Source organism: Arachidicoccus sp. BS20, from assembly GCF_001659705.1.
In the GTDB taxonomy this organism is placed as follows: domain Bacteria; phylum Bacteroidota; class Bacteroidia; order Chitinophagales; family Chitinophagaceae; genus Arachidicoccus.
Window position 1 is genome coordinate 2,475,945 of sequence record NZ_CP015971.1, and the last position, 26,083, is coordinate 2,502,027.

Consider the following 26,083-nt stretch of genomic DNA (forward strand, 5'->3'; position numbering starts at 1 on the left):
TTTTAGGCACGAATGCCTTTGTATATATAGCAATCTCTTTATCATCCAAGTTTACAGAAAGGATTTCATTGTAACATCAATATAAAAGAGAATATATGCGTTTAGCGAAAATGATATAAAATAAACCACGATCTTTTTCTTGTGTATGCCAAGGAACTTCATCCCCTTTGGTTTTCTCAATTTTCACATATTTACGCAATAATGACGGCACATTTACATTATTGATCATTTTTCATTCTATTATATCAATTTTAATGAACAAAGGAAGCCAAAGGCTTTCCCTTTGGCTCTATTTATAGTTTTTTAGTTGTTATAATTAATCAACTAAACCAATGAACATTTTAGATAGTTTTTTCGGGGTGGTTAGCATGGCATCATGTCCTGTAGCAATTTCCAGATATTGCCATTTTAGATTTTTATCGGCCAGAACTTTTTCGCTCATCTCTTTCATAATTGGCAATTGCGGATCTGTACAAGCGATAAAAACCAAAGGCAATCCGTTTCCATAAACATGATCTAAATGCAATACTTGTGCAAACGTCCCAAAAGGTTGTGGTGTAATGCGCTCTTCTACCCATTTAACCAGATTAGGTTCTGTAACGCCAAATAATGCTACGTCAAAAGGTTCAAAATGTTCTTTATTACGAATGTTTTCCATCTGAATTTCACGAACAGGTTCGGGCTGCATCGAAATAGGGCTCATACCATTTTCAACAATCATCGCATCCAGGAAAATCAACTTATGTAGACGCTCGGGAATTTGGTCTGCCACACCTGCAATTACAGCACCTGCATAACTATGCCCCACCAAATACACATCGTGTAGGTCCTCCATTTCAATCAAATTCACGATGTCCCTAATATGCGTACTGATATCTATATCATCATTGATCAAATGTTTTCTGTCACCCAATCCCGTAAGCGAAGGAGTATACACATTGTAGTGCTTTTGGGTTAGCTCCTTTTCTACTTCTTGCCAACACCAACCGCCATGCCACGCACCATGTACCAAGACAAATGTAGGCCCGTTTTTATGCGGTTGTGCCTGCGTAAATGTAAAGCTGCCTATCGTCAAAAGCAGCATAAATAATACTTTAAACTGTTTCATTTTTTATAATTTTGTATGATTAAATTAAACAAGGCAAAAGTAAAAACATGCTTTTGTGAAGACAATAACTCATCCTTAAGTGAGTCGATAACAAATGATTTATTTCAATATGGCAACCCCCAGAAAAGAATTTTCCACCAATACCGAAAACCTTCAAACACTAGCCGAAGCTTGTGATGTTAATGAAGTTTTGGCTCAGATTTCCTTACGTTGGAAGATGCAAGTTTTGTATTGCATAGCTGAAGGTATTTCGCAGTTCAGTACCTTGAAAAAAGCTTTTCCTACGATGTCGGATCAAATATTGAGCACCCGGCTGAAAGAGTTAAAAGAAGAGTTTTTGGTTATAGCAGAACCCGTTGAAAACACCACACCACCGCAGATTAGGTATATCCCAACTGAGAAAGGCACACAATTGTTGAAAATTATTCTTGATCTCCACCATTGGGGACTCAATTGGAAAATGGTAGGCAATAATTATTGCACCATGAATTTGCCAAGACTGATGGAAGAAGACAGAAAAGAGAAGTGATGCTTTTAGCTATCCATAAAAGAATGAATCAGGCTCTACTGGAATAATTAACTATAAGTAAGCAGTTCCCTGATCTCACGACTTTCCCAAAAAAGCATTCCGAAAATTCTTTGTTTGATATTTTGCAGGAAGATGTGGTGGATAATAATGCTTACTTTCAGGTGCTCATCAATAACATTCTAAAACTGTTTTATGCCAAAGTGATTAGTAAAGAATTGGATTATAAGATTGGTTATAAGAAATAAATAACATTTTCTATTTTAGCTTGTAATTTGTAACAGATTGAATGATTTAAAAATGAGTATATACTTAAAGTTAGCTCAACTAATTTGTTTGCTTCATGAAGAAGAGACTTGTTTATGACCTATTACTTTATCACTCACGATATACCTCGACTGAAAAAATCAATCATTTGTTCTAACCCGTTTGCCGCAAACATTTTTTCCATATTTTCCAAAGTGCCTTTGGTTGCTTCCGCACTTCTTGCCACCATATCTTTTTCAAAATGTGCTATTGCAGATTTAATGTTGGTAAATTGTCCATTGGTTAAAACTTCGGTTAATTCAAAAGCATCCTGCATCGCCACGTTAGCCCCTTCTCCGGCAAAGGGCGGCATTCGGTGTGCGGCATCGCCAATCATAGTAAGGTTTTCCTGTGTTTCCCAACTTTGATCAAAAGGAAAATAATATTGTGGTCTTGGTGTAAGACTTGTTTCCTCATTTGTAAAAAGCTCATACCATTTTTCGCTCCAACCGGCAAACTCTTTTTTAAACCATTCAAAAACCTGTTGTTTATTTTTGAAATCAATACCACTTTCTTTCAGCCAATTTTCGTGGGTTTTAAAAGCGGCAATACCCATCACCGAGCCATCGCCTTTTATACCAAACCCAAGCATTTGCTCGTTATCAAAACACATAATTTTGACGCCTTTGGTAGCTTCCAAAAGTTGGGGTAAATTTTTGGCAGCGTTATCTAAATCTATCTGTATCAAGGTAATGCCCGAATAAATCGGTTGAATATCACTTAAATACGGGCGTATTTTTGATTTCGCGCCATCTGCTGCAATTACCAAATCTGCATAAGCCGTTGTGCCATTTTTGAAATGAATTTGCCAACCTGAATTTTCTTTTTCCATAGCAATAAAATTACTGTTCCAAACAACAGTTGCGGGTTGTAGCGAATCGAGTAGAATATTTCGCAAAGGTGCGCGGTCAATTTCAGGGCGTGCTTCCGCAGTTATTTTTGCGAATTTTTTTTCATCAAATTTGATGTTTAGGTGTCTGTCGGCCAACATCATTTTACTGGCTTCGGGGCGATGATGCTTATAAAATTCATCAATCAATCCAGTGCGTCTCATGGCTTCCAAACCCGTACCTTCGTGCAAATCCAAGGTAGAACCTTGCACGCGAACATCACGGTTAAAATCGCGTTCATATACGTTTACATCGATATTTTTTAGTTGTAATAATCGGGCTAAAGTTAAGCCTGCCATACCGCCGCCTACAATGGCAACTTTTTTATTTTGTAGTAACATCAATTTTTAAATTTGTACTGCAAAATTATCGCTTGGCATAGGACAAAAATTGTAAAAAACGGTCGTTTTCGTTTTTGTAGAGTTCTTTGGGTGATACTCCTGAATACTTTTTGATTTCTTTTATGAAATGTGATTGGTCGGTAAAATTAAGCTGCGGATAGAGTTCACCTTCTTTAATGGAAGGAAGTGAAGCTTGAAAACGAAGAATACTACAATAGGTTTTTAAAGAAAGACCAAATTGTCGGTTGAAATAACGGTTGATTTGCCGTTCACTCCAATGCACTCTTTCAGCAAGTTCTTTTATGAGAATTTCTCCGTTGCTGCGAAAGATTAATTGAAAAAGTTTTTGTTTTCTTTCGTCAATTTTTTCCGGCAGAAGGGTTTGGATTTTATGCGTGGCTTTTTCACAAAAGGCATCAAAATCTTTTAAATCTTCAAACGTGAAATCCCAAAAATCATGTGGCATTTCTTTACCGCTGTTTCGGATGTTGGCAATGGAATCTTTCAAGATATATTCTACGGCAAGCGGATTGAAATTCACGGCAAAAAAAGCAGATACATTTATGTTGACCTTTTTAGGTTGGTTTTCCAATCCTAATAATCCGATGCGCAATTGTTGGTCTGTTGTTATCGTAAATATCAAATCCACTCTTCCATTCGGAATGATAATACCGTTGTCAAGAGATGTTATTCTTTTTAATGCAGAAAAACAATACACATAATCCGAAAGACTTTCTTCCGGTTTTACAAGACGGTATATCGTGCTTTCATTTGACAATTTCCAAATATTATAATAAGCACAAACTTAATGAAAGTCCGGTTTTTTGACAATCTATTCCATATTATACTAAATATTATAACAGGTTGCTGTCATTTTCCATAAATTTAGCTTTTTAAACATTTTTGACAGCTACATGATAGATTCGGCAATAAAAGACCATATTTTAAAAGTATATCCCTTTTCGGAGGATGAGCTTTTAACGATTAGCCCTTTCTTTTCCAAAATAGAATTGGGCAAAGGAGTGGATTTGTTACGGGAAGGATCGCTTTGTAATGCAATTTATTTTGTAGAATCCGGAAGCCTCAGAAGTTTCTATATGAAAGAAGATGGTTCAGAAGTGAATTTACATTTTACGTTTGAAGGAGAATATACGACAAACTTTATGGCGTACCTGAACCGGGAGCCATCGCAAGTTACTATTCAGGCGATGGAAGATAGCATTATCTGGCAACTTAATCCTCGCAATTACCCTCGTCCAAAAGGTTCCAATCATCCATTTTCCACCTTTATACGAAGACTTGCCATCAGATTGCTGACAGCTACAGAGGAACATTACAACATGCTGATGATGAATAATCCGGTAGAACGCTATCAGTATATTTTAACGCATAAACCTTTTTTGCTGCAAAAAGTGTCGTTGGGCAATCTTGCTTCCTATCTCGGTATTACAAGGGAAACGCTCAGTCGTATCCGCAATAACAAATACTGATTTTCTTTTTTGATAAATATCACAGTGAAACGGTATTGGCAAAACTAATTTTGCGCTATCAAAATAGTTGGAATGCAGGTATCGGACATTTTCAGGTCGCTCCGTAATCGGAATTTTTCTTTGTTCTTCTATGGTCAGTTTATTTCCCGCATCGGTATGTGGATGCAACGCACAGCCGTTATTTGGCTGGTGTACAGTATGACGCACAGCGCACTGATGATTGGTGTTACCACTTTTGCAGAACAGTTTCCTTCTTTTCTATTTTCGGTAAGAGGTGGCATTATTGCAGATAAGTACAATCGGTACAAAGTTATTTTGCTGACACAAAGCCTTTCTGCCTTGCAAGCGGTATTATTGACGATATTATCGTTTTCCGGAAATGAACAGGTTTACCTCATTCTTGCGTTAAGCGTTTTTTTAGGAATTGTAAACGCCTATGATGTACCGGTTCGGCAATCTATGATTAATGATATTGTGACCAATAAAAACGATTTGCCCAATGCTGTGGCTTTAAACTCTTCCCTGAATACCTTTGCGAGACTCATAGGACCTGCACTTTCTGGTCTCGTTTTGGCGAAATGGGGAACGGACTATTGTTTTCTTTTGAATGCGGTTAGTTTTATCGGGGTTATTGGTGCTATCCTGGCAATGCATTTTCCAAAACACACTTTTGCCGTTGGGCATTTGGTGGAGAAAAAAGGATTTAAAGAGGCACTACATTATCTAAGAAAACACCATGCCATCAGTCAGGTGCTTATGCTCGCTGCCTTATCTAATCTTATGGTATTACCGTTTGTGACTTTACTACCCGTTTATGCCAAAGAAATCTTTCACGGAGACGCTGCATTATATGGCTGGCTGAATGCCATGATTGGAGTGGGAGCCATCATCGGTGCCATTCATCTGGCAAGTTTTAAAAATGCTGATCACTTTCAAAAATTGTTGCAATGGAATACTTTACTATTGGGATTGGGACTTTTGTTATTTGCTTTTGTAAACAATGAAAACTTGGCTTTTTTGCTGCTTATTGTTTTAGGATATGCGTCCATAAGCCAATCATCGATTTGTTTTACCGTGATACAAATGCAGACAGAAAGTACTTACAGAGGCAGAATTATCAGCATCATGGCGATGGCTGTTTTCGGTATGTTGCCCTTGGGTAGTTTACTTGTCGGTTATATTTCTCAATCCATCGGCGAGGCTTATACTATTCTGAGTGAAGCCGCTGCCGGTTTGCTAATTGCCATCTGGTTTTATGTATCGGCACAAAAGAAGCATCAAGCTTAATTCGATAATAAATAATTTCAATAAACTATAAATTTTAAAAAATGGAAAATCAACAAACAAACACCGCACTATTGGTTATGGATATGCAAATGGGTATATTGGGAAACTTTCCGGATGAGAAAATGGAAGTGGTTCATAAAGCAGCGGAAGCTATAGCAATCGCTCGTGAGAAAAACATACCTGTATTGTTTGTCCGCTTAGGTTTTCAGAAGGGATTCCCCGAAATCGGTCCCGATAATAAAATGTTTTGGCAGTTGAAGAATTCGGTAGATGACAGCATTTTGCCCCGGTTTATGGAACTACATCCAGAATTGGGAGTTCAGGAGGATGATATTATCATCAATAAAAAAAGAGTGAATGCATTTAGCGGCAATGAATTGGAAATGATTTTGCAAGCGAAAAACACCAAACATCTTGTTTTAAGTGGTGTTGCAACAAGTGGTATCGTACTTTCGACTTTTTGTGCTGCTTTTGATAAAGACTATCAAATTACCGTTTTGTCGGATGCCTGTGCCGACCGGAACGAGGAAACACATCGGGTGTTGATGAATAATGTTTTTGCAGAAAGAGCGAATGTGTATTCGGTAGAAGAATGGAGTCGATCTTTGGTATAAGCCAAATTGCTTTTTTATACAAACCGTTATTCCATTTTCAAGATGAAGGTGCAGTCGGAAATATCCATGATGCAAGGGGTGCCAATAAGTAGCTGTATTATTTGTTTGAATGATTAGACATCAAACATTCCTCTGCCCATTTTCTGATTTTTAAAAGAATGAGGGAAAGTTTGATGTCGGTTTCAGTCAGGCGATATTCTACACGAGGGTGAACTTCAATAGGATTTCCGAATGAAATCAAGCGATCTGTAACCTATTTAATGATTCATTTATGTAGTGATAAATATTATCATTACTTGGATAAATGCAACTGTATAAATCCGTTTTTCATTTTGTGATATATGAGGTTGAATTTTGTGTTTAATGCAGTATTATTTCCGAATATAGCTCCTGAACCGGTGATTAAAGGATTGATGTTAAGATACGCATCTGTGACCAAATCTTGATCGATAAAAGCATTAAAAGTCCCGGCACCCCCACCAATGGCAATTTGTTCTATTCCCTTGCCTGCCATATATTCAATCGCCTCTTTGGGCGAACCGACAGATTTGTAACCTTCTGACACATACGGATTATCTGATAATATAATAATTTCTATACCCTTAAAAATATTTTTGACTTCCGGCGGGAACTTTTGAAAATTTTCAAAAGTTTTTACTCCAATGACCAGATTGCCTATCTGTTTAACTATGTCAGTATAAAATGCCATAGCCTCCGGCGGTAACTGATGATGCGGGTTATCGGATACTAAAAATCTTCCATTGACTGAGATGTTTGCGATTACGGTTACTTTCATTGTGACGTTTTTTAAATTTATTGGCAAAGCTATTGGAAATTGAATATATATTTGCTATTGATTACCTTTTGGAAAGTTACTATACAATGGAAAAAATTAATGATTTGAACAGAGAAAAAATATTGGCTATCAAAGATGCCGTTGAACTCTTGAGTGGTAAATGGAAGTTTTGTATTTTGCATAATTTATATCAACATCAGACTTTGCGGTTTAAAGATCTGCAAGAAAAATCCATTGGCATTACGCCCAAAGTATTGTCAAAAGAATTACAAGAGTTGGAAGATAATTTATTAATTACCAGGACAGTTAATAATACAAAACCGGTTACTGTGTCTTACGCTGTAACAAAGTATGCAGAAGAAGTTAAGCCTGTAATTGAAGCACTGCTTGATTTTGGTTTGAAACATCGGAAAAAGATAAAAGAAAAATAATTTATGAATCCAATTGTAAATTATTGTTACCACAGTCTATAATTTCATCTTTCAAACAATACTTGCATTTAATCCCTTATTTGCTAATTAAACTTCGCCCGAAATTCCACCGGACTTTGCTGCGTTTTCTGTTTGAAGAGCTTACTGAAAGATTGTGGATGCTCAAAGCCGAGTTCGTAAGCAATTTCACCGACGGTCAGATTTGTGGTGGACAGTTTCTCTTTTGCTTTTTCAATCAGTTTGTTGTGGATATGCTGCAAGGTGGTCTGTCCTGTCAGGCTTTTCAATAAACTGCTTAAATAATTGGGCGACATATTCAAGGCATCCGCCAGTTGCTGCGCAGTTGGCAAGCCGGTATCGATCAGGTCATTGTCTTTCCCGAAATAATCGTCTAAAATCTGTTCCAGTTTAACCAAAACCTGATGACTGGTTTTCTTTCGGGTAAGGAACTGCCTTTGGTAAAAACGTTCACAGTAATTCAACAGCAATTCAATCTGAGCGATAATGATGTTCTGACTGAATGCATCGATGTTGCCGTGGTATTCCCGGTGGATATTTTCAAGAATGCCGTTCAGAATATTTTCTTCCTTTTCTGAAACAAAAAGTGCTTCGTTTACTGAATAGCCGAAGAAATCGTACTGCTTTATTTTGGTTGCCAGTGGAGTATTCCAGATAAAATCCGGATGAATCAAGAGTACCCAACCGGAGGGTTTTACTTCATCGGATTTCTCTACGATAATATCCACCAATTGCCCCGGTGCGACAAAAGCAATCAGGCCTTCATCAAAATCGTATTCCTGCTGTCCGTAGCGGAATTTTCCCTGAATATCTCGTTTCAGGCCAATGGAATAGAAATTCTGAATCCAGCAGATCTCATTACCGTCCGTCTGATAATCAACCAAAGCATAATCCACCAAGCTCACAAGCGGATGTTCCGGCTTAGGCAGATAACACATTTTGTGAAAATCGCTGATGGTATTACAGGTAAATATTTTCTTATTTTTCATGTTCAGAATAAATGAAAGAAAAGAGATAAAACCCTAAACGCCTTATCTCTTTTCCGTTGCTTATTAAAAATCGGTGGAAAGGCTCAGCTTTTCATATTGTTGCAAATCCTGTTCCACAATTTTGATTTTGTTTTGCGCCAACTCAAATGAATCGCTGCCCAGGAACAGATGCAAAGGCGGATTTTCCATATCAGACAATTCAATCAAGGCATGGGCCACTTTTTCAGGATCGCCCTGCTGTGTGCCGTTAAGAACGTCTATATGCAAATCAACGATGCGTCGTCCTTCCGTATATTCGGCAATCGGTGCTTTAGGCACGCCTACCGAACTGGATTCCAGAAAATTGGTACGTAAGGTGCCGGGATAAACAATTGTAGTGTTGATGCCGAATTCTTTCACTTCGGCAGCCAAAGCTTCGGAGAGTCCAGCCAAGGCGAATTTGGTGGCACAGTAAATGCCTACGCCGGCATACATTCCGTTGAATCCGGCAATGGATGAGATGTTGATAATATGACCTTTTTTTTGCTGACGAAGTTGCGGCATTACACTTCGGATGACATTCAAAGCTCCGAATACATTGACGTCAAAATTCTTTCTGGATTCTTCGTCGTTCAGTTCTTCCAGTGTTCCCAACTGTGCATAGCCGGCATTGTTGACCACGACATCAATTCTTCCAAATGTTTCCACTGCTTTGTTAACGGCCTTTTGCGTACTTTTTTCATCCACAATATTGACTTCCAGCGGCAGGAAATTTTCCGTCTGCGGAATTTCTTTTTCCAGACTTTCCAGACTTCTGGAAGTGGCCGCCACCTGCTGGCCTTTGCTGAGTAATTGTTTGGCTAATATCAATCCCAAACCTTTAGAAGCTCCGGTGATAAACCATACTTTTTTTGTGTCCATTTTTTTAAATTTTGTTTTACTGTTTTAACAGTGCAAAATTGTGTTTCAGTAAAAAGACGGATGTAACCAAAACAAAGATTCTTGTAATTAAAACAACGGATTTATTCCTGAATGCCGCAAATATCAGGTTATGGCTACAACCATCCGGTTATGAAATACAATGACCAATTCATTCAGAAAGGTCTTTGCACTGTAATCTAAAAAAAGAAAAAGTATGAGTAAAATAGCATTATTAAACTTCCAAAAAGTCTATCAATAATTTAATTGTTTCCATAGGTTTTTCTGTTAAAATAAAATGTCCACTATTCTCTATTTTTTTGAGCTGCAAATCGGTTGTAGTATTTGGTAATGACATCTGTAGCATATCGTATCCACTGCCGCCAATTCCCAGAACAGGCATAGTAAGTCTGTTATAGGTTTTAATGTCTTCAATATCTTGAGGAAATGCCTGATACCAACCATTTGAAGCTCTTATAGCATCTCTACTATTATATGCTGTAGCATACACTGATTTGTCAAAATCGCTTACACTGTTTACATCTGTCAATAAATGATTAAACAACCATTCTATAACAATATTCATTCGTCCTTCAAGAAGCTGATCGGGAAGTTCCCTCACTTGATTGAATGCAAGCCACCAGGGATAAAGATGTTTGGAACCCCATACAGGCAGCATTGGCAATTGATACATACTAGCGTCAGGATGCGGCGTGTCCAAAATAATAAGTTTGTTTACTATTTTAGAATAGTTTGCTGCAAAACTAAATGCCACATGCGCCCCAATGTCATGTCCTGCAATCGATATTTCTTTTAATCCCAAATGCTGAACGAGCTCAAATATATCTTTAGCCATATTTCGTTTATCATAACCATCAACCGGTTTATTAGAGCTGCCCATACCACGAATATCTACAACAATAACGCAATATTTTTCTGCAAATATCGGCATAACTTTATGGTAAGCCCACCATGTTTCCGGATAACCCGGAATTAAAACCAATGGCGCACCATGTCCGCCTATTACATAATGCAGTTTTGTGCCATTTACTTCGGCATAGCTATTGGTAAAATTTGGTAAAGATTTTATTAGTTCTTCATCAGAATATTTTGTCTCCATTTGTATGTATGTTTTGATAGCCCGGCTACATTATCCCTAAGTACCTAAGGATTAATTACAAAGATCGATAGTATCTATCTGAAATATGTTTGTTTTCCAAGGTTGGCGATATAGCAGTAATGTCATTTCGCATTTTCCCAGATTTTCCTTAATCTTTTATTTAGATGAAACCTTGTCTATATGTACAACCAAATCAAGGATTTTATTGGAAAATCCGTATTCGTTATCGTACCAGCTTACCAATTTTACGAAAGTCGGCGAAAGTGAAATTCCGGCTTTGATGTCCAATACGGAAGTTCTTGTTTCGCCAATCATATCCGTAGAAACTACATCATCTTCGGTATAACCAACAATTCCTTTCATCTCATTTTCTGCTGCATGTTTTACCGCGTCGCATATTTCTTCGTAAGTGGCCCGATTTTTCAGGCGGAACGTAATATCCGCCGCAGATACATCCACCACGGGAACTCTGAAAGACAATCCCGTGATTTTTCCTGCAAGTTCGGGAATTACTTTGCCTACGGCTTTTGCGGCTCCGGTAGCGGAAGGAATAATATTATTGGATGCTGAACGACCGCCGCGCCAATCTTTCATCGAAGGGCCGTCCACGGTCTTTTGGGTAGCGGTTGTGGCATGGATAGCGGTCATCAGTGCTTCTTCTACACCAAAGTTATCATTCAGTATTTTAACGATCGGTGCTACACAATTTGTCGTACAGGATGCATTGGAAACAAAAATTTCCCCATTATAATTTTTTTCATTTACTCCCATGACAAACATTGGTGTATCATCTTTTGGAGGTCCTGACATAACCACTTTTTTGGCACCGGCTTTAAGGTGTGCTTCTGCTTTTTCACGGGTCAGAAACAGTCCGGTGGATTCAATAATGTATTCTGCTTCGATCTCATCCCATTTTAAATTTTCAGGATTTTTTTCGGAAGTGATTCTAATGGTTTCTCCATTGGCTATCAGATTGCCATCCTTGACTTCAATGCCTCCATCAAAATGTCCGTGAACGGAATCATATTTTAGCATATAAGCCATATACTCAACAGCTACTAAATCGTTTATCCCAACAATCTTAATATTTTCATATTGCTGTGCAGCCCGAAAAACAAGGCGTCCAATGCGACCAAATCCATTGATTCCAACTTTAATTGTTCTCATATCTTTTGTTTAAAAATTATTTCTTTTTTTCTGAAGCAAAGTTAGTTAAGACAAATTATGGCAGCAATGACAATAAATATTCATATTCTGCCAAAAAGAAAAATAGGATTAACTTTGCAAAAAAATAGATGGCCGCAACACCTGAAATAAAACACATCGTTATATTGGTTCATCCCTATTCTGCATTGCTGAATATGGCTGCACCTGTTGAAGTTTTCCAAAGAGCTATAGAAGAAATGGAGCAACCCGATATGTCAATAGATTTCTCCTACGAATTACACATCGTATCGGCAAATCCAGATCCCAAGCTCAACATGAAACCCTGTATTTCGCTCATCTGTGAAAGCAACTACCTTGAAGTTGATTATCGCATTGATACTTTGATTGTAGTCGGTGCTCCGAGAAGAAATGGATTTGACCCCAAAGTGCTGGATTGGCTGAAGAGGCAGTCAAAAAAAGTTAGGCGCATCTGTTCCATGTGTGCCGGTGCGTTTATCTTGGCAGAAGCAGGAATACTGAATAACAAAAAAGCTGTTACCCATTGGCAGCTTTGTGATGAAATGGCCAGAAAATATCCGCAGATTGAAGTAGAGAAAGACCCTATTTTCATCAGGCAGGGAAATGTGTACACATCTGCCGGAGTTACGGCCGGACTGGATTTGTCCCTGGCTTTGATAGAAGAAGATTTGGGAAAAGCCTTTGCCCTGCATATTGCCAGAATGATGGTACTCTTTTTAAAACGTCCCGGCAATCAAACACAGTTCAGCGTGATGCTGGATGCTCAAAAAACCGACTATCTGCCTATAACCAAAGTTATTGACTGGATTCACAACCACCTTGAAGAAGACATTACCGTAGAAAAATTAGCGGAAACGGCTTCGATGAGTCCAAGGAATTTCGCGCGTGTTTTTGCCCGGGAATTGAACACGACTCCTATTAAATATGTAGAAAAAATAAGAATAGAAACCGCTTGCCGTTACCTGACGGATTCGCATTTAACCATTGATGAAATTGCGCATTTAACGGGCTTTAAATCTTCTTTAAACATGAACCGTATTTTTTTGAAGACGTTTAATACCAATCCATCTCAATACAGAAAGAATTTTAGCACATCATTTAGCCATCCTAATCAATATTAATGAATTGAATATTATTCCTGCTGTACCAAATGCTGCAAGTCAGGGTCATTCTTGATACGCTCCATTTCACTCTCCACAATATACAGAATATCTGACTTTATCTGTTTGTAATTACTTTCAATTTCCTGCTTCATCTTATCCTCGCCCTGCTCATTTACAAACGAAAGTATTTGCGGTATCTTCAGATAGTTTTTTGTTTCGGCGGCAACCTTTTCGTTATCCACAATAATTTCAGCGTGGAAAATCTTTTGTTCGATACGTTCCTCAAAGTTATCGGAGATAGCACCGACAAACATACCTTGTGTCAAAGTTGAAATTTTGGAAGCCGGAATAAGGCTGTCTAATTGAGTAGAAATAGAAGTTGATTTATCATTACGGTTTATCGTCATACTTTGCCGTTTTTGCAACACTTTCCCAAAGCGTTCCGAAAGGCTTTTTGCCGTTTCGCCCACAACCTGCCCACTGAAAATATTACCTACCGTATTTTGAATAACCTTGGCTTCTTTATCTCCATAATCACGTATGAGCTGTGAGAAATCCTGAAAGCCCAAGCAAACTGCTACCTTATTACTTCTCGCCGTTGCGATAAGATTGTCCAGTCCTCGAAAGTAAATCGTAGGCAATTCGTCAATGATTACCGAACTTTTTAATTGTCCTTTTTTGTTGATGAGTTTTACAATTCTTGAATTGTATAATCCCAAAGCTGCGGAGTAAATATTCTGTCGGTCGGGATTGTTGCCTACGCACAAAATTTTTGGTTCTTTCGGGTTATTGATGTCAAGGGTAAAATCGTCCCCGGTCATTACCCAATACAACTGCGGGCTAATCATTCTTGATAGTGGAATTTTTGCTGATGCGATTTGCCCCTGTAATTGGTCTTGTGCTCCACCTTGCCAGGCATCCATAAAAGGCGACAAGTAATTTTCCAAATCGGGATATGAGGTAAGAATAGTAAATACATCCGAATACTTTTTGTTCAGGAGTTCAATGGCGTGTGGGAATGTACAATATTTGCCGTTTTCATATATTTTCAGATACCAAATAATGGCGGCTAATAAGATAATTGGGCTTTCCACGAAAAAATCCCCCTGCTTCTGTATCCACGACCTGTTAAGGTTTAGCATTATCGTATAAGCCGCTTCGTAGGCATCGCTGATGTCCGTCATAAAGTCGGGATTGAGTGGATTGCAACGGTGGCTCCGGCGTGGATCATCGAAATTTATGACGTAGAATTTCGGTTGTACTTTGTACTTATCCCTATTCTTCAGTAGATGATTGTAGGCAATGCTAGAAAGATCATCAAACTTAAAATCGTAGATATACATACTAAAGCCTTTTTCAATCTGCTGCTTGATATAGTTGTTTACAATGGCATACGATTTTCCCGAACCAGGCGTACCCAAAACGATGGTTGCCCTAAATGGATTGACAATATTTATCCAACCGTTGTTCCATTTACCTTTGTAGTAAAATTTGGTGGGTAGGTTTACAGAGTATTCATTTTCCATCAGCTTGGTTTCCTGCTGGAAGCTCTCGTTCTCGGTATTGAAAACGTCGTCCATCAGGTTAGTACGGAGCAATCGGCTTATCCATACACCCGCCATCAGCAAGGCGATATAACCTAATGAGATAGTAAAAATGTACAGGAATGTGCCTGTTGCCGGGGATAGCTTCAGCAATGGGGTATTCAGGAAGAACAGTATAAAGCCAACGCCCAAAGCTACATAAATTTTAGTCCAGGTTATCTTCTCATTCTTTACTCCTTTTGTGCCTAAGCAGCTTAAAGCCAGTAAAACCAAAGCGAATACTTTGGTATATAAAGTGTGTTCAAACAGTCCTGCCGTTCGGTTGAAATTCCCTAAAATCTTATTGATGATTTCCAACGTCCAGCCATGTTCTAAAAAGAAACCGTAGCAGAACCAATAAAGATGCATCAGCACCAAAAGAATACTGACTGCCCGCATAAAGGCCATTATCTTGGCAAGCCCTCTTAAATCGTCTTCTCCTTGCATTATTTAAATTTTAATGTTCGGGCGTGAATTTAAAGGCTCTATGGAATAGCTCTATGAATGTGGTATCCAGTGGCAGTTTATGGCAGTATTTGGCTGAGTATTTATTAGGTTGGGCAAACAGAAATCTCTTTACCGTCTGCATAGGTTTTTCCCCAATCGCAAAGCATTCCCAAAATTGGGACTAATTCCGATCCTTTATTGGTCAAAACATATTGGATTGCGGCAGGAATCGTTCCCGGAATTTCCTTCTTGACAATGATGGCGTGTTTTTCCAATTCTTTAAGTTGTCGGCTCAGCACCTGTTCGGAAATATTCGGAAGCTCCTTTTTCAATAAGTGAAAACGATCATTTCCCTGAGAAATGGAATAAACTATTTGAGATTTCCAACGACCGCTAATCATTGCTAGTGCTGAATTTAACTCGCAGATCTGAAACAAAAATTGCTCATTTATAGCATTGCTTGAATTTTCTTTACGCATAATCCTTTCATTTTGCTACTCACAATTTTGTTCGTTATTGCACAGAACAAAATGCTTGCAGAATTTTGTAATAAAAGTACAAAATATGAACAAGGCAATTTTAATGATCATGGGACTATTGATCGCAGCTGTTTCTCAGGCACAAGAAAAATGGATTTTACAATCAGAAAATTTAGCAAAACCGGATACCGTTCTAATATTTAAACCCAAAACCTATAATAAAATAGCACATTTCCCTTTGGTTTATTTGCTACATGGATACAGCGAAAATTACAAGCAATGGTCACAGACAACCGACTTGCAAAAGCTTGCAGACCAGTATAGTTTTATCATCGTTACACCCGATGGTTTCACATCTTATTACATCAATAGTCCGATAAATAAAGCTTCACGATATGAAGACTTCTTTTTCAGGGAATTGATTCCGAAAGTGCATCAATCTTTTAATATAGATGACAAAAATATTTTCATCAGCGGTTTGAGTATGGGCGGTTACGGTGCATTGAGGTATTTCATTTTACACTCGGATTATTTCAATACAGCGGGTTCTACAAGCGGAGCTTTGGAAATTGATTGTCCGAATTTTCAGAAAGTAAGCCAACATTTTTGGCAGACCAATCGAATGACAGATGATTTGACAAAACTGCTTGGCAATCCGAATACTGAAGACTGGCATCAATACAGTATTTCAACACTTTTAAAAGAACATCCCAATTTCCGTAAACCCTTTATCTTTGATTGCGGAACGGAAGATATTTTATATCCAAATTCTGAAAATCTAAAATCAATAACCGATAAATTAAAAATCCCGATAACGTTCATCAGCCAGCCTGGCGATCACAATACGGAATATTGGCATAAATCCATTGAACATCATTTTTTGTATTTTAAACATCATTTGAGACATGAATAATTGGTGGATGTATCTCTATTTCTGACCTCTTTTACGTTTCCGTTTCTTCTTCATTCTATTGGCAAATTCCTGCTCCTCATAATCTTCGCCTTGTGCTTCAGGTATGAGCAAACCGCCAAACGCTTCTATCAAACCGTCTTCGTGTTTGTTTGTAGATAAGAAGTCGAACAAATGATGCGGATCTTCCTTCGGAAGAACGACATCATTCGATGTGGAAATTTTTGATTCTTTTGTGATGGGTTCTTTAATCTCCGGTTTGATATTGTTGTTCCAATAATCATTAAAGGTATTGGCAGAAAACTCTTTGCCTAAACGTGAACCGTTCCAAACGGTTTTGGAATTGTGGTCGATGAACGTCATACCGTAAATACGTCCGGTGTCGTTCCTCCGTACGACTACATTAATACCTTGCTCTCCCAACTGTTTTTTAAAGCTCAATTCATCAGCCGTAGATTGCAGGGCAATGGTAACGGCTGCTTTTAAAGTCGGTTTGGTGGGATGATTTTTTAAAGCCTCTTTTGATTTTTCAAAATGAAATTCCAACGCCGGAAGCCCGGCACTCTTTCCGAATAAAGAAGCTTTAAACGGATTTCCGGCTTTTCCACCTTGAGCATTTAAAGGAATGTACAATAAGCCCTGCTGTGCCTTTCCGTGTAATTCGCCCTCCACTTTTTCGGTGGTAATATTGAACAGGGATAGCAAATCATTATATTCTCCTAAAGATTGGAATTGATAATAGTTCGGCAGGTGGTGGACTACCGAAGCAATTTGGCTTTTTACGTCGTCTGCTTTATAATCCACAGGTTTAAAAACCTTGTCGTTCTGTTGGCGTTCCTTGTCCGTAGCTGGTATGAGATTGTATTGTCTTTCGAGTTCACGACAAATATTCATCGACCGCATTTTTTCAAACTTGTCAGAGATTTTTTTACCGTTCTCGTCCACACAGACCGATACGATATGAATATGGGAACGGTCAATGTCCGTATGTTTGAATACCACAAAAGGCTGTTCGCCGTAGCCCATTTCTCGCATATACTGCTGTGCCATTTCCCGATATTTATCATCGCTGACATTATCTTTCGGGTCGGGATTGAGCGAAATATGCAACGTATGTTTTTGGGTATTGAGATTTGCCAACAGATAAGGTGCAAAAGATTGTGCTAATTGTGCAACGGAATATTGCCCGTCTGACGTTTCAATTATCTTGTTGGCAAACAGGATTTGCCCGTTTTCCTTTTCCACTTTCAGATTATTATACGCCAATGCTCCGTATAAATTTTCACTTCTCCCGATTTTTGCAATCATTATTAAGGCTGTTTTTTGAGGTATTTTTTATCAAATTCCTCCGTTATCTGTACCACTTCTTTGAACAATCCGACCATTTCTGCCGTCTGCTTTTCCAATTTATACAAGTAAGCCGCTGCCTTTTTCTCCGAAAAATTCTTGTACAACAGCTTTACAATCTGATTATAATTTACCCCAATAGAGCGAAATTGGCTGTGAAACGAAGTCAATCGCATATAAAAATCAACCGTTCCTTTGTCAATGTGCACAGATTTTATCGTCTTGTCGAAGATGCAGGACGTAATAAAATGTGCCTTTACCTGCATACCCGATTGGTCAAACAGGGCAAGAAAACGGGCGTGTTCTTCCTCGTTAAAAGAAATCGTGTACCGAATTTTCGCAGGGTCGTTTTTTAGCGGACGACCTGTCTTTTTTAACTGCTTTTTGCTGTTCTCGTTCATCACTAATCCATTTTTAATTCATACAAAAACGCCGACTTCGGAGAGCGTTTTCTGCTCCCTGCAAGGGCAAGTTGTTTTGAGCATCGGAAATCTTTTCGAGATGCTCAAAACACAACTTGCCGTGTTCCGGTGAACACAAAAATCCGCCCTGCGGGACGGATTAAATGTAACAGGGAAAAACGGCTCGATGCCGTCCTTGTTATCCTCCATTTTGTCCATTCGGTGTCGCATAAATCTGTTAATAAAATTCATTACACAAAGTAAAGACCTCTTTCAAAGAGTATTGCAAGGCGATACCCGGACAAACACTGCCTATGAACGCCAAACACTGCCACACATCAATAGGCAGGTCTTTCATTCGCTTTATTTGCCTTATAGTTTTAAGGCAGGGAGTAAAAAATGTATTAAAACAGGGAAGAAATCAGGATTAGTGTGCAGGTAGTTTGGAATAAAAGCATAAAGTTTTAAAAACGTAAAACTATAAAAGTGTAAAAGCATAAAAGCGGTAAAGCATTTTGCCTTTTGTGAAGTTTACCATCCGCCAAAAAACATATCCGACAAGGCTGTAAGAAAAGCAAAAAAATATACAGGTGTATTCCCGAAAAACAAGGCAGGAATTGGGTAACAAAAGAAGGAATATTCAAACCTGCAAAACAAGTAAAGTGTGTAACAATAAATTTTTAAATAATGGAAACAAAGAAAAAAACTTTAAAAATCAGCTTCTCCACCCAAAAGGGCGGTGTGGGAAAATCAACGATGACCACCTTGCTGGCAAGTGTGCTTCACTACCGGTTAGGCTTTAATGTCCTCGTATTGGATTGTGACTTTCCGCAGCACAGCCTGACCAATATGCGGGAGCGGGATAGGAAGACCTTGATGCAGAATGAGTACCATAAAAGGGCTGTAATGAAGCAGTTCCAGAGCATTAACAAAAAAGCATACCCGATTATCAAAAGCAAAGCCGAATATGCTTTGGAAAAAGCGTCGGAATATATAGCCCAATCAGCTATTGCTCCCGATGTTATTTTCTTTGATCTGCCCGGAACCGCCAATACCAAAGGGGTACTGACCACTTTAAAAATGATGGATTTTATCTTTTCGCCCATAACCGCCGACCGTTTGGTCGTGGAAAGTACATTGGGTTTTACCAAAGCCTTTCTTGAACTCCCGAAAACCATTGAGGGTAACGATGAGCAAGAGTTATGGCTGTTCTGGAACCAAGTGGACGGCAGGGAAAAAACGGGATTGTACGATGCTTATCAAAGCGTCATCAAGCAACTCAACCTGCCCATAATGGAAACTAGGATAATGGACAGTAAGCGTTTCCGAAAGGAAACGGACGATACCATAAATTATGTATTCAGGTCAAGCTTGCTGCCCGCCGAAACACAATTACTGAAAGCAACGAAAATGGATTTGTTTATCGAGGAATTTTTAAAAATCACTCATCTATAAAAGCGATAAAACATGAGTACAGATAACAAAAACAACGATTTTAAAAAGCCTGATGTCGATGAGGATTATTTAATGAATATCATCAGTGGCGACGAGCCTGTTGTCCCACCTCAAAATAATCAGCAGAGGGATGAACCAAAAGAAATCAAGGCAAAACCCAAAGAAAAACCCCGAAGCGGTTCATCAAAAAAAGCGGACTATGAGGAAACATTTCTGGTCAATCGGTTTCCCTCCGGTCGTAGCGGCAAGGTCGTTTACATTCGTCCGGAATCCCACGAAAGATTGCTCCGCATCGTGCAATTGACAAGAGAGGAAAAAATAACCCTCTATTCCTACATTGATAACATCCTTGAACACCACTTCAGGGAGTTTGGCGATGATATTACAAATTATTTCAACGAACGTTTTAAACCTATTTTGTAGCTATGGAAATACTAATCGTGATATGCCTGCTGATAGTCATAGTCCTTCTGTTACAGGAAAAGATTGTCATTAAAAGACGCTCGGAGGATAAGCCCCAACAGGAAAAAGCAAATCCGAAACTGCCCGATATTATGGGGAAGCCCAAGCCTGTAATACGACTTTCGCCGCCAAACACTGCCAATGAACGCCAAATGGAGGAACAGGTGTTCGACTCCGCTAATTTAGACATCGAATACGACGAAAACGAAAACGTCGGTATTCAAATTCCGCAGGAAGAGCAGGACGAAGTTTTCAGTAATATGCCTGATTTTGAGGAAGAGGAAGAAGAATGGAACAGGCACGGAACATCCGGTGGCGATGACGGTTTTGCCCAAGGGGTTACCTTTGAAGAACTTAGCTCCGTGGGGGTATTGCTTCAAAAAGAAAAATTGGAAACAGCCCAGAAGGAAACAGCAGTAGCCATAGTTCAAAAATTGCAGGGAACTGAATTATTCAGCTTACTGGAAAATTCCATAGAGGGTGCTACCCGAAAAATTGCCGAGCTTTTGGACAGCACCCTCTCTTCTGAAACGGAAACCGGTTCTTCCACATTGCGGAAAAATAATTTGGAGGACTTTGATATTGGGGAGTTTGTGTGAGCAAGCTCCTTTTTTATTGAATAATTTCCTATTCGAATCTATATAAAAAACACTTTCGTTTACTTTGTTTATGTTATTAATAAAAGTAAATTCGCATGTTACGTACATTAAACTGTACATTGTGAAAATCAAGAGATTTAAAATAGTATTGGAGGAATACTTTGCCCCCATCAAATGGTTGGTAAAGGAATTAGATAAAAGCGAAAGCTTTGTTTCTCGTGGTGCACCAAATTAAGTACGTAGGCTGAAACATTGGTTTAGTATTATTGCAAATAGCTATACTGTGATTCTAGGAATTATTAAATTCCACAAAGTAAATATATATTAGATAGAAGATAAAATATAAATGAGCAACTTTAGAGAGAAAGCAGATTTAATTTGGAAAATTGCAGATTTACTTCGGGGTGATTACAAGCAATCAGATTACGGAAAGGTTATTTTGCCTTTGACCGTATTACGTCGTTTGGATTGCGTTTTGGCTCCTACTAAGCAGAATGTCTTAAATTATCTGCCAAAGATTGCATCTCTAAAAGAGAATGCCAAAGATATAGCCTTAAATAAAATTGCAGGTTTTAATTTTCATAACAAAAGCCAATTCGATTTTGAAAAATTGGTGGCAGATCCTAATAGTATTGCTCTTAACCTGAGAAATTATATCAATGGATTTTCAGCGGGAGCTAGAGAAATCATCGAATATTTCAATTTTGACGATCAAATCGATCGTATGGACAAAGCAGATATTCTATTCAGAGTAGTTACCGAGTTTAAAAAAATCGATCTATCCGATATGACTTCCATGGAAATGGGATATGTATTCGAAGAACTCATTCGTAAATTTTCAGAGCAGTCCAATGAAACTGCTGGAGAACATTTTACACCTAGAGAAGTCATCAGGTTGATGGTGAATATACTTTTTAATGAGGATAGGGAGATTCTTACTAAAGAAGGAATTGTAAAAACGCTATATGATCCTGCTTGTGGAACAGGTGGAATGCTGTCTATCGGTGAAGAATATGTAAAAGAATTGAATCCAAAAGCGGATCTGAAAGTCTTCGGACAAGAAATAAATCCAGAATCTTATGCCATCTGCAAATCAGATATGTTGATCAAGGGGCAAAACCCGAGCAACATCAAATTTGGTAATACATTTACAGTTGACGGCTTGGAAGGAGAAGTCTTTGACTATATGCTGTCTAATCCTCCTTTTGGGGTAGATTGGAAGAAAGCCGAAAAGTTCATAAAAACTGAAGCAGAGAAAAAGGGAATGAGTGGGCGTTTTGGGGCAGGTTTACCTCGTATTAACGACGGTTCTTTGCTGTTCTTGCAACACATGATTTCCAAAATGAAAAGCACCGGAAGTCGTATCGGAATTGTATTCAACGGTTCACCTCTCTTTACTGGAGCAGCAGAAAGTGGTGAGAGCAACATTCGCAAGTGGATTATTGAGAACGACTGGTTGGAAGCTATTATTGCACTGCCAGATCAGTTGTTTTACAATACAGGTATTAGTACTTATGTGTGGATAGTAACAAATCATAAAAACCATGAACGAAAAGGCAAAATACAACTCATCAATGCTACTGGAATAAAGGATGAAGAATTATTGAAAGAAAGTAAGCTGAGTTTTAATCGTTTCTGGCAGAAGATGGATCGCAGCTTAGGTAATAAGCGGAAAAAGATTGCGGAAAACGGAAATAGTAAAGGTATTGGCTTTATTACGAAGTTATATGGAGATTTCGAAGAAAACGAGTTTGTAAAAATTTATCCCAATGAATTTTTTGGTTATTGGAGGGTAACGGTAGAGCAACCTTTAAAGGAGAAAGGGAAGGTTGTAAAAAGTAAAGGAACGCCTAAGCCGGATACTTCTTTACGTGATTATGAAAACATTCCGTTCCTAAAGAAAGGTGTCGATGGAAGTCTGGTTCCTCAAACCATTGAAGAATATTTTGAAACGGAGGTAAAACCTCATTTGCCCGAAGCTTGGATAGACCACAGCAAAACCAAGATTGGTTATGAGATCAATTTTACAAAATATTTCTATGAGTTTAAGCCTTTAAGATCATTATCTGAAATAAGAGCTGAAATTTTAGCTTTGGAAGAAAAAACATTGGAAACTGAAAAAACTGTTTTGGAATGAAAGTAAAATTAAGCCAGGCCGTAAAGATGTTTTTTGGTAATTCTTCTCTTGAAATGGTTTATTTTGAAGCAATTGCCAATGCTCTCGATGCTAATGCAACTGATATTGGAATAAAAATATCCATAAAAGCTTTAAATCAACCAGAGACCTTACAAGTTGAGATTTCAGATAATGGTGAAGGATTTACAGATGAACGTTATAATAAGTTTTCGAAACTTTTTGATGTTGATGAGAGCTCTCATAAGGGGTTAGGAAGGCTTGTTTATCTGTGTTATTTCGATAATGTAAAAGTAACTAGTAATTTCGAGGGTACAAAAAAGAGAGAATTTGAATTCTCAGAAGGATTTGATGAGGGAAAGTTTGAAATATCTGAGGTTGAAAAATGTGCTTCAGGAACAACCTTTAAAATGTCCGGTTATACTCTGCAAAAAATAGCCAAGGGAGACTTCATTTATCCTAAAAAGCTTAAAAGTAGAATATTAGAAGAATTTTATGCAAGATTATTTCAACTTAAAAAAGATGGAGTTCAAGTTAAGATAACACTCAACGCTACAATTGAAGGGAAACAAAGTAATGAGTTTATTGATAATTCGGATATTCCAGAATTTACTATGCTACAATTAGGTAGTTCTATAAACTTAATAGATAAATTTGATTTATATTATTCTATTAGAGAAGTTCAAGCTGCAGACTCTTCATTAATTGCAGCAATTACTGTTGACCAGAGAACCGTAAAAGTTGATTTGATTTCCAATGAAAATCTTCCCACTGGTTATGAAATGGTATTTCTGCTATACTCAGATTTTTTTAAAGGAAAAATTGATGCGGCAAGACAAAACCTTACGATTTCTACTCAAGAGCTAAGGGATATTCAGGATTTGTTTAGAAAAGAAGTTGCATCGATTATTGAGAGTAAAATTCCTAAACTAAAATCAAGGAACTCTCAAGTTAGGAAAGGGCTGATTAACAAATATCCTCATTTAAGTGGGTATTTTGATGCACAAAACATTGGGTATATTTCAAGAAACGATGTTCTAAAGAAGGCACAAGAAAAGTTTTTCAAAGAACAAAAGGAATTATTGGATGCCAGCAATTTGACAGAAGAGCAATACGAAAAATCTATAGAACTATCTTCTAGAGCTCTCACTGAATATGTATTGTTCAGGCAGCTTACTATTGAAAATCTCAGAAAATCTACCGATAAAGATAGTGAGACTGAATTGCATAAGTTGTTTGCCTCTATGCGGAAAGACGGTAAATTCGACAAAAAGGATGCTATAAATGATTTATATAGAAATAATGCATGGTTGTTGGATGATAAATATATGACATATGAAACTGTTCTCAGTGACCGTGAAATGGGAGAATTAATAAAAGTTATAACTGATGAAGAAGACCATGATGATAACCGTCCAGATATTGCATTAATATTTTCTAATAATCCCGAAAATAAAAAGCCTTTTGATGTTGTAATTGTAGAACTTAAGAAAAGAGGCATATCCTTGGAGGAAAATCTTAAAGTTGTTACTCAGCTTGAAAAACGAGCAAGGAAATTAATGAAATATTATAATAACCAGATACAGCGTATATGGTTTTATGGAGTCATTGAATTTAATGAAGATGTTGAAACACATTTAGCTGGTGAATACACAGAGCTTTATTCATGTGGAAAAATGTATTATAGAGAAACAAATATAGCAATCTCTTTAAACCCTAAAATTATACTTCCTATAGGTGTGTTTATTTGGGATATTGATGCTGTTGTTAAAGACGCTAATGCACGAAACTATACTTTCTTGAACTTGATTAAAAGTAAATTTTTAAACGAATAAATGAAACAATACGACTCCTATAAAGATTCCGGTATTGAATGGATTGGGGAAATTCCAGATCATTGGGATGTGAAGAAAATAAAACATAGATGTTATGTTAAAGCACGTGTTGGATGGAAAGGTTTAAAGTCAGATGAGTTTTTACAAGAAGGATATGCATATTTAGTTACAGGATCTGATTTTAAAAACGATAATGTAAATTGGAAAGAATGTTATCATATTGACAAAGAAAGATATGATGAGGATCCTTATATACAGTTAAAAGATAAAGATTTATTGGTTACTAAAGATGGTACAATAGGCAAATTAGCTATTGTGAACAATCTTGATAAGCCAGCCTGTTTAAATAGTGGAATTTTTGTTGTACGCTCTACAAAGGATGACTTTTCAACCGAGTTTCTTTTTTGGATTTTAAAGTCTAAAATGTTTACTCAGTTTAATGAATACACGTCCTATGGTTCAACCATTCAACATCTTTATCAGAATGTTTTTGTTGAATTTGGTTTTACATTTCCAACTATCGAAGAACAGACCTCCATTGCCTCTTACCTCGACCGTAAAACAGCTGAAATAGATGCTCTTATTGCTGATAAAAAACGATTACTTGAACTTTATGAAGAAGAAAAAACGGCGGTTATCAATCAAGCTGTTACAAAAGGAATTGACCCGAAAGTCAAAATGAAAGACAGCGGTATTGAATGGCTGGGCGAAATACCGGAGCATTGGGAAGTGAAGAGATTAAAATATGTTGCAAAAGTTCAGACGGGACGAACTCCAAGAATTCAATATTCACAAATTGATTTTTTTGAAAACGGTAATATTAATTGGTTTACACCTGCAGATTTTGATGGGAATAATGAGTTACTAACATCTAAAAGACTTGTTACATCTGAAGCAATTGAAAAAAATGAAGTTGAACTATTCCCAGAATTTTCAATCTATTTGGTAAGTATTGGAGCTACTTTAGGTAAAGTCAGCTATTTCAAAAAAGAGGGTTCTGCAAATCAACAAATAAATATCATCTCTTTCTGTAAAGATAAATATCATCCAATTTTTGGATATTATTACTTAATAGGAAACAAAGAAATGATATCCTTAGAAGCTGATTATACAACTTTACCAATTTTAAATCAAAGTAAAACAAAGAATTTAATTTTTGTTGCTCCACCAATAAAAGAACAACAATTCATCGTTCGCCATATCGAAACAGAATGTACCCGTATTGATGCTAAAATAGCCAAAACAAAAAAATTGATAGAACTATTAACCGAATACCGTACCGCATTAATCAGTGAGGTAGTTACGGGGAGAATAAAAGTAATAGATTAGT

General features: G+C 37.6%; 27 protein-coding genes. 14 read left to right on the top strand and 13 right to left on the bottom strand.

Annotated elements, in window-relative coordinates; translation table 11 throughout:
• Window positions 1–316: 316 nt before the first annotated feature.
• The gene (locus A9P82_RS11000) at window positions 317–1,108 is read right to left on the bottom strand and encodes an alpha/beta hydrolase (RefSeq protein ID WP_082915325.1); all 792 of its coding nucleotides are present in this window, start codon (window positions 1,106–1,108) and stop codon (window positions 317–319) included.
• Between the two features lie 109 nt (window positions 1,109–1,217).
• Here A9P82_RS11000 and A9P82_RS11005 point away from each other — a divergent pair, with 109 nt between their 5' ends.
• Both A9P82_RS11005 and A9P82_RS15785 read left to right on the top strand, forming a co-directional pair.
• Complete coding sequence (locus A9P82_RS11005) at window positions 1,218–1,637, top strand: winged helix-turn-helix transcriptional regulator (RefSeq protein ID WP_066207780.1); 420 nt, start codon at window positions 1,218–1,220, stop codon at window positions 1,635–1,637.
• A 110-nt stretch (window positions 1,638–1,747) separates the two neighbouring features.
• A complete protein-coding gene (locus A9P82_RS15785) occupies window positions 1,748–1,882 on the top strand; it encodes a hypothetical protein (protein WP_255363964.1) in 135 nt (44 codons plus the stop codon).
• Window positions 1,883–2,016: 134 nt separating this feature from the next.
• Here the strand turns inward: A9P82_RS15785 and A9P82_RS11010 are convergent, their stop codons facing one another.
• Together A9P82_RS11010 and A9P82_RS11015 are read right to left on the bottom strand one after the other, a co-directional pair.
• The gene (locus tag A9P82_RS11010; protein WP_066207781.1) at window positions 2,017–3,171 is read right to left on the bottom strand and encodes an FAD-dependent oxidoreductase; all 1,155 of its coding nucleotides are present in this window, start codon (window positions 3,169–3,171) and stop codon (window positions 2,017–2,019) included.
• A gap of 25 nt (window positions 3,172–3,196) precedes the next feature.
• Entirely contained in the window at window positions 3,197–3,949 is a 753-nt protein-coding gene (locus tag A9P82_RS11015) for a helix-turn-helix domain-containing protein (RefSeq protein WP_066207782.1), read from the bottom strand.
• Window positions 3,950–4,085: 136 nt separating this feature from the next.
• On the opposite strand from A9P82_RS11015, the gene A9P82_RS11020 reads away from it, so the two are divergent.
• From A9P82_RS11020 to A9P82_RS11030, 3 genes are all read left to right on the top strand, one after another.
• Complete coding sequence (locus A9P82_RS11020; protein ID WP_066207786.1) at window positions 4,086–4,661, top strand: Crp/Fnr family transcriptional regulator; 576 nt, start codon at window positions 4,086–4,088, stop codon at window positions 4,659–4,661.
• Between the two features lie 72 nt (window positions 4,662–4,733).
• Window positions 4,734–5,948, top strand: coding sequence for an MFS transporter (locus tag A9P82_RS11025; RefSeq protein WP_066207788.1), 1,215 nt, complete (start codon window positions 4,734–4,736; stop codon window positions 5,946–5,948).
• Window positions 5,949–5,989: 41 nt separating this feature from the next.
• Window positions 5,990–6,562, top strand: coding sequence for an isochorismatase family cysteine hydrolase (locus tag A9P82_RS11030; protein WP_066207793.1), 573 nt, complete (start codon window positions 5,990–5,992; stop codon window positions 6,560–6,562).
• 97 nt (window positions 6,563–6,659) lie between these two features.
• Here the strand turns inward: A9P82_RS11030 and A9P82_RS15875 are convergent, their stop codons facing one another.
• Window positions 6,660–6,803 (bottom strand): winged helix-turn-helix transcriptional regulator, encoded by a 144-nt coding sequence (locus A9P82_RS15875; RefSeq protein ID WP_156522672.1) that lies wholly within the window; start codon window positions 6,801–6,803, stop codon window positions 6,660–6,662.
• A 51-nt stretch (window positions 6,804–6,854) separates the two neighbouring features.
• Window positions 6,855–7,358 (bottom strand): dihydrofolate reductase family protein, encoded by a 504-nt coding sequence (locus A9P82_RS11035; protein ID WP_066207795.1) that lies wholly within the window; start codon window positions 7,356–7,358, stop codon window positions 6,855–6,857.
• 86 nt (window positions 7,359–7,444) lie between these two features.
• Here A9P82_RS11035 and A9P82_RS11040 point away from each other — a divergent pair, with 86 nt between their 5' ends.
• The gene (locus A9P82_RS11040) at window positions 7,445–7,789 is read left to right on the top strand and encodes a winged helix-turn-helix transcriptional regulator (protein WP_066209856.1); all 345 of its coding nucleotides are present in this window, start codon (window positions 7,445–7,447) and stop codon (window positions 7,787–7,789) included.
• An 83-nt stretch (window positions 7,790–7,872) separates the two neighbouring features.
• Here A9P82_RS11040 and A9P82_RS11045 read toward each other — a convergent pair whose 3' ends face one another.
• The 4 genes from A9P82_RS11045 to gap form a co-directional block, all read right to left on the bottom strand.
• Window positions 7,873–8,796, bottom strand: a complete 924-nt coding sequence (locus A9P82_RS11045; protein ID WP_066207796.1) for an AraC family transcriptional regulator — start codon at window positions 8,794–8,796, stop codon at window positions 7,873–7,875.
• Window positions 8,797–8,859: 63 nt separating this feature from the next.
• Window positions 8,860–9,696, bottom strand: coding sequence for an SDR family NAD(P)-dependent oxidoreductase (locus tag A9P82_RS11050; RefSeq protein WP_066207798.1), 837 nt, complete (start codon window positions 9,694–9,696; stop codon window positions 8,860–8,862).
• A 232-nt stretch (window positions 9,697–9,928) separates the two neighbouring features.
• Window positions 9,929–10,813 carry an alpha/beta fold hydrolase gene (locus tag A9P82_RS11055; RefSeq protein WP_066207800.1) on the bottom strand — a complete coding sequence of 295 codons (885 nt, stop codon included), beginning with the start codon at window positions 10,811–10,813 and terminating at the stop codon, window positions 9,929–9,931.
• 156 nt (window positions 10,814–10,969) lie between these two features.
• Entirely contained in the window at window positions 10,970–11,980 is a 1,011-nt protein-coding gene (gene gap / locus A9P82_RS11060) for a type I glyceraldehyde-3-phosphate dehydrogenase (protein ID WP_066207802.1), read from the bottom strand.
• Between the two features lie 128 nt (window positions 11,981–12,108).
• Between gap and A9P82_RS11065 the strand changes: the two genes are divergently transcribed.
• Window positions 12,109–13,119 (top strand): GlxA family transcriptional regulator, encoded by a 1,011-nt coding sequence (locus A9P82_RS11065; RefSeq protein WP_066207805.1) that lies wholly within the window; start codon window positions 12,109–12,111, stop codon window positions 13,117–13,119.
• 11 nt (window positions 13,120–13,130) lie between these two features.
• Here A9P82_RS11065 and mobC read toward each other — a convergent pair whose 3' ends face one another.
• Window positions 13,131–15,131, bottom strand: coding sequence for a conjugal transfer protein MobC (gene mobC / locus A9P82_RS11070; protein WP_066207807.1), 2,001 nt, complete (start codon window positions 15,129–15,131; stop codon window positions 13,131–13,133).
• Between the two features lie 104 nt (window positions 15,132–15,235).
• Window positions 15,236–15,610: a winged helix-turn-helix transcriptional regulator gene (locus A9P82_RS11075; RefSeq protein WP_066207809.1), complete on the bottom strand. Its 375-nt coding sequence runs from the start codon at window positions 15,608–15,610 to the stop codon at window positions 15,236–15,238.
• A gap of 109 nt (window positions 15,611–15,719) precedes the next feature.
• Here A9P82_RS11075 and A9P82_RS11080 point away from each other — a divergent pair, with 109 nt between their 5' ends.
• Complete coding sequence (locus tag A9P82_RS11080; RefSeq protein ID WP_197492154.1) at window positions 15,720–16,523, top strand: alpha/beta hydrolase; 804 nt, start codon at window positions 15,720–15,722, stop codon at window positions 16,521–16,523.
• 15 nt (window positions 16,524–16,538) lie between these two features.
• Here the strand turns inward: A9P82_RS11080 and mobB are convergent, their stop codons facing one another.
• Both mobB and mobA read right to left on the bottom strand, forming a co-directional pair.
• Window positions 16,539–17,828: a conjugal transfer protein MobB gene (gene mobB, locus A9P82_RS11085; RefSeq protein WP_066207811.1), complete on the bottom strand. Its 1,290-nt coding sequence runs from the start codon at window positions 17,826–17,828 to the stop codon at window positions 16,539–16,541.
• 2 nt (window positions 17,829–17,830) lie between these two features.
• On the bottom strand, window positions 17,831–18,268 hold the full coding sequence (mobA, locus tag A9P82_RS11090) for a conjugal transfer protein MobA (protein ID WP_066207812.1): 438 nt from the start codon (window positions 18,266–18,268) through the stop codon (window positions 17,831–17,833).
• 687 nt (window positions 18,269–18,955) lie between these two features.
• Between mobA and A9P82_RS11100 the strand changes: the two genes are divergently transcribed.
• The 6 genes from A9P82_RS11100 (at window position 18,956) to A9P82_RS11125 (ending at window position 26,082) form a co-directional block, all read left to right on the top strand.
• The gene (locus A9P82_RS11100) at window positions 18,956–19,723 is read left to right on the top strand and encodes a ParA family protein (RefSeq protein WP_066207816.1); all 768 of its coding nucleotides are present in this window, start codon (window positions 18,956–18,958) and stop codon (window positions 19,721–19,723) included.
• Between the two features lie 12 nt (window positions 19,724–19,735).
• Window positions 19,736–20,146: a DUF3408 domain-containing protein gene (locus A9P82_RS11105; protein WP_066207818.1), complete on the top strand. Its 411-nt coding sequence runs from the start codon at window positions 19,736–19,738 to the stop codon at window positions 20,144–20,146.
• Between the two features lie 2 nt (window positions 20,147–20,148).
• Window positions 20,149–20,784 carry a conjugal transfer protein TraD gene (locus tag A9P82_RS11110; RefSeq protein ID WP_066207821.1) on the top strand — a complete coding sequence of 212 codons (636 nt, stop codon included), beginning with the start codon at window positions 20,149–20,151 and terminating at the stop codon, window positions 20,782–20,784.
• Window positions 20,785–21,130: 346 nt separating this feature from the next.
• Window positions 21,131–22,921 (top strand): type I restriction-modification system subunit M, encoded by a 1,791-nt coding sequence (locus A9P82_RS11115; protein ID WP_066207823.1) that lies wholly within the window; start codon window positions 21,131–21,133, stop codon window positions 22,919–22,921.
• Window positions 22,918–24,753, top strand: a complete 1,836-nt coding sequence (locus A9P82_RS11120) for an ATP-binding protein (RefSeq protein WP_066207826.1) — start codon at window positions 22,918–22,920, stop codon at window positions 24,751–24,753. The genes A9P82_RS11115 and A9P82_RS11120 overlap by 4 nt, the downstream gene beginning before the upstream one ends.
• Window positions 24,754–26,082, top strand: coding sequence for a restriction endonuclease subunit S (locus A9P82_RS11125; protein WP_066207828.1), 1,329 nt, complete (start codon window positions 24,754–24,756; stop codon window positions 26,080–26,082).
• Window position 26,083: the final 1 nt, after the last annotated feature.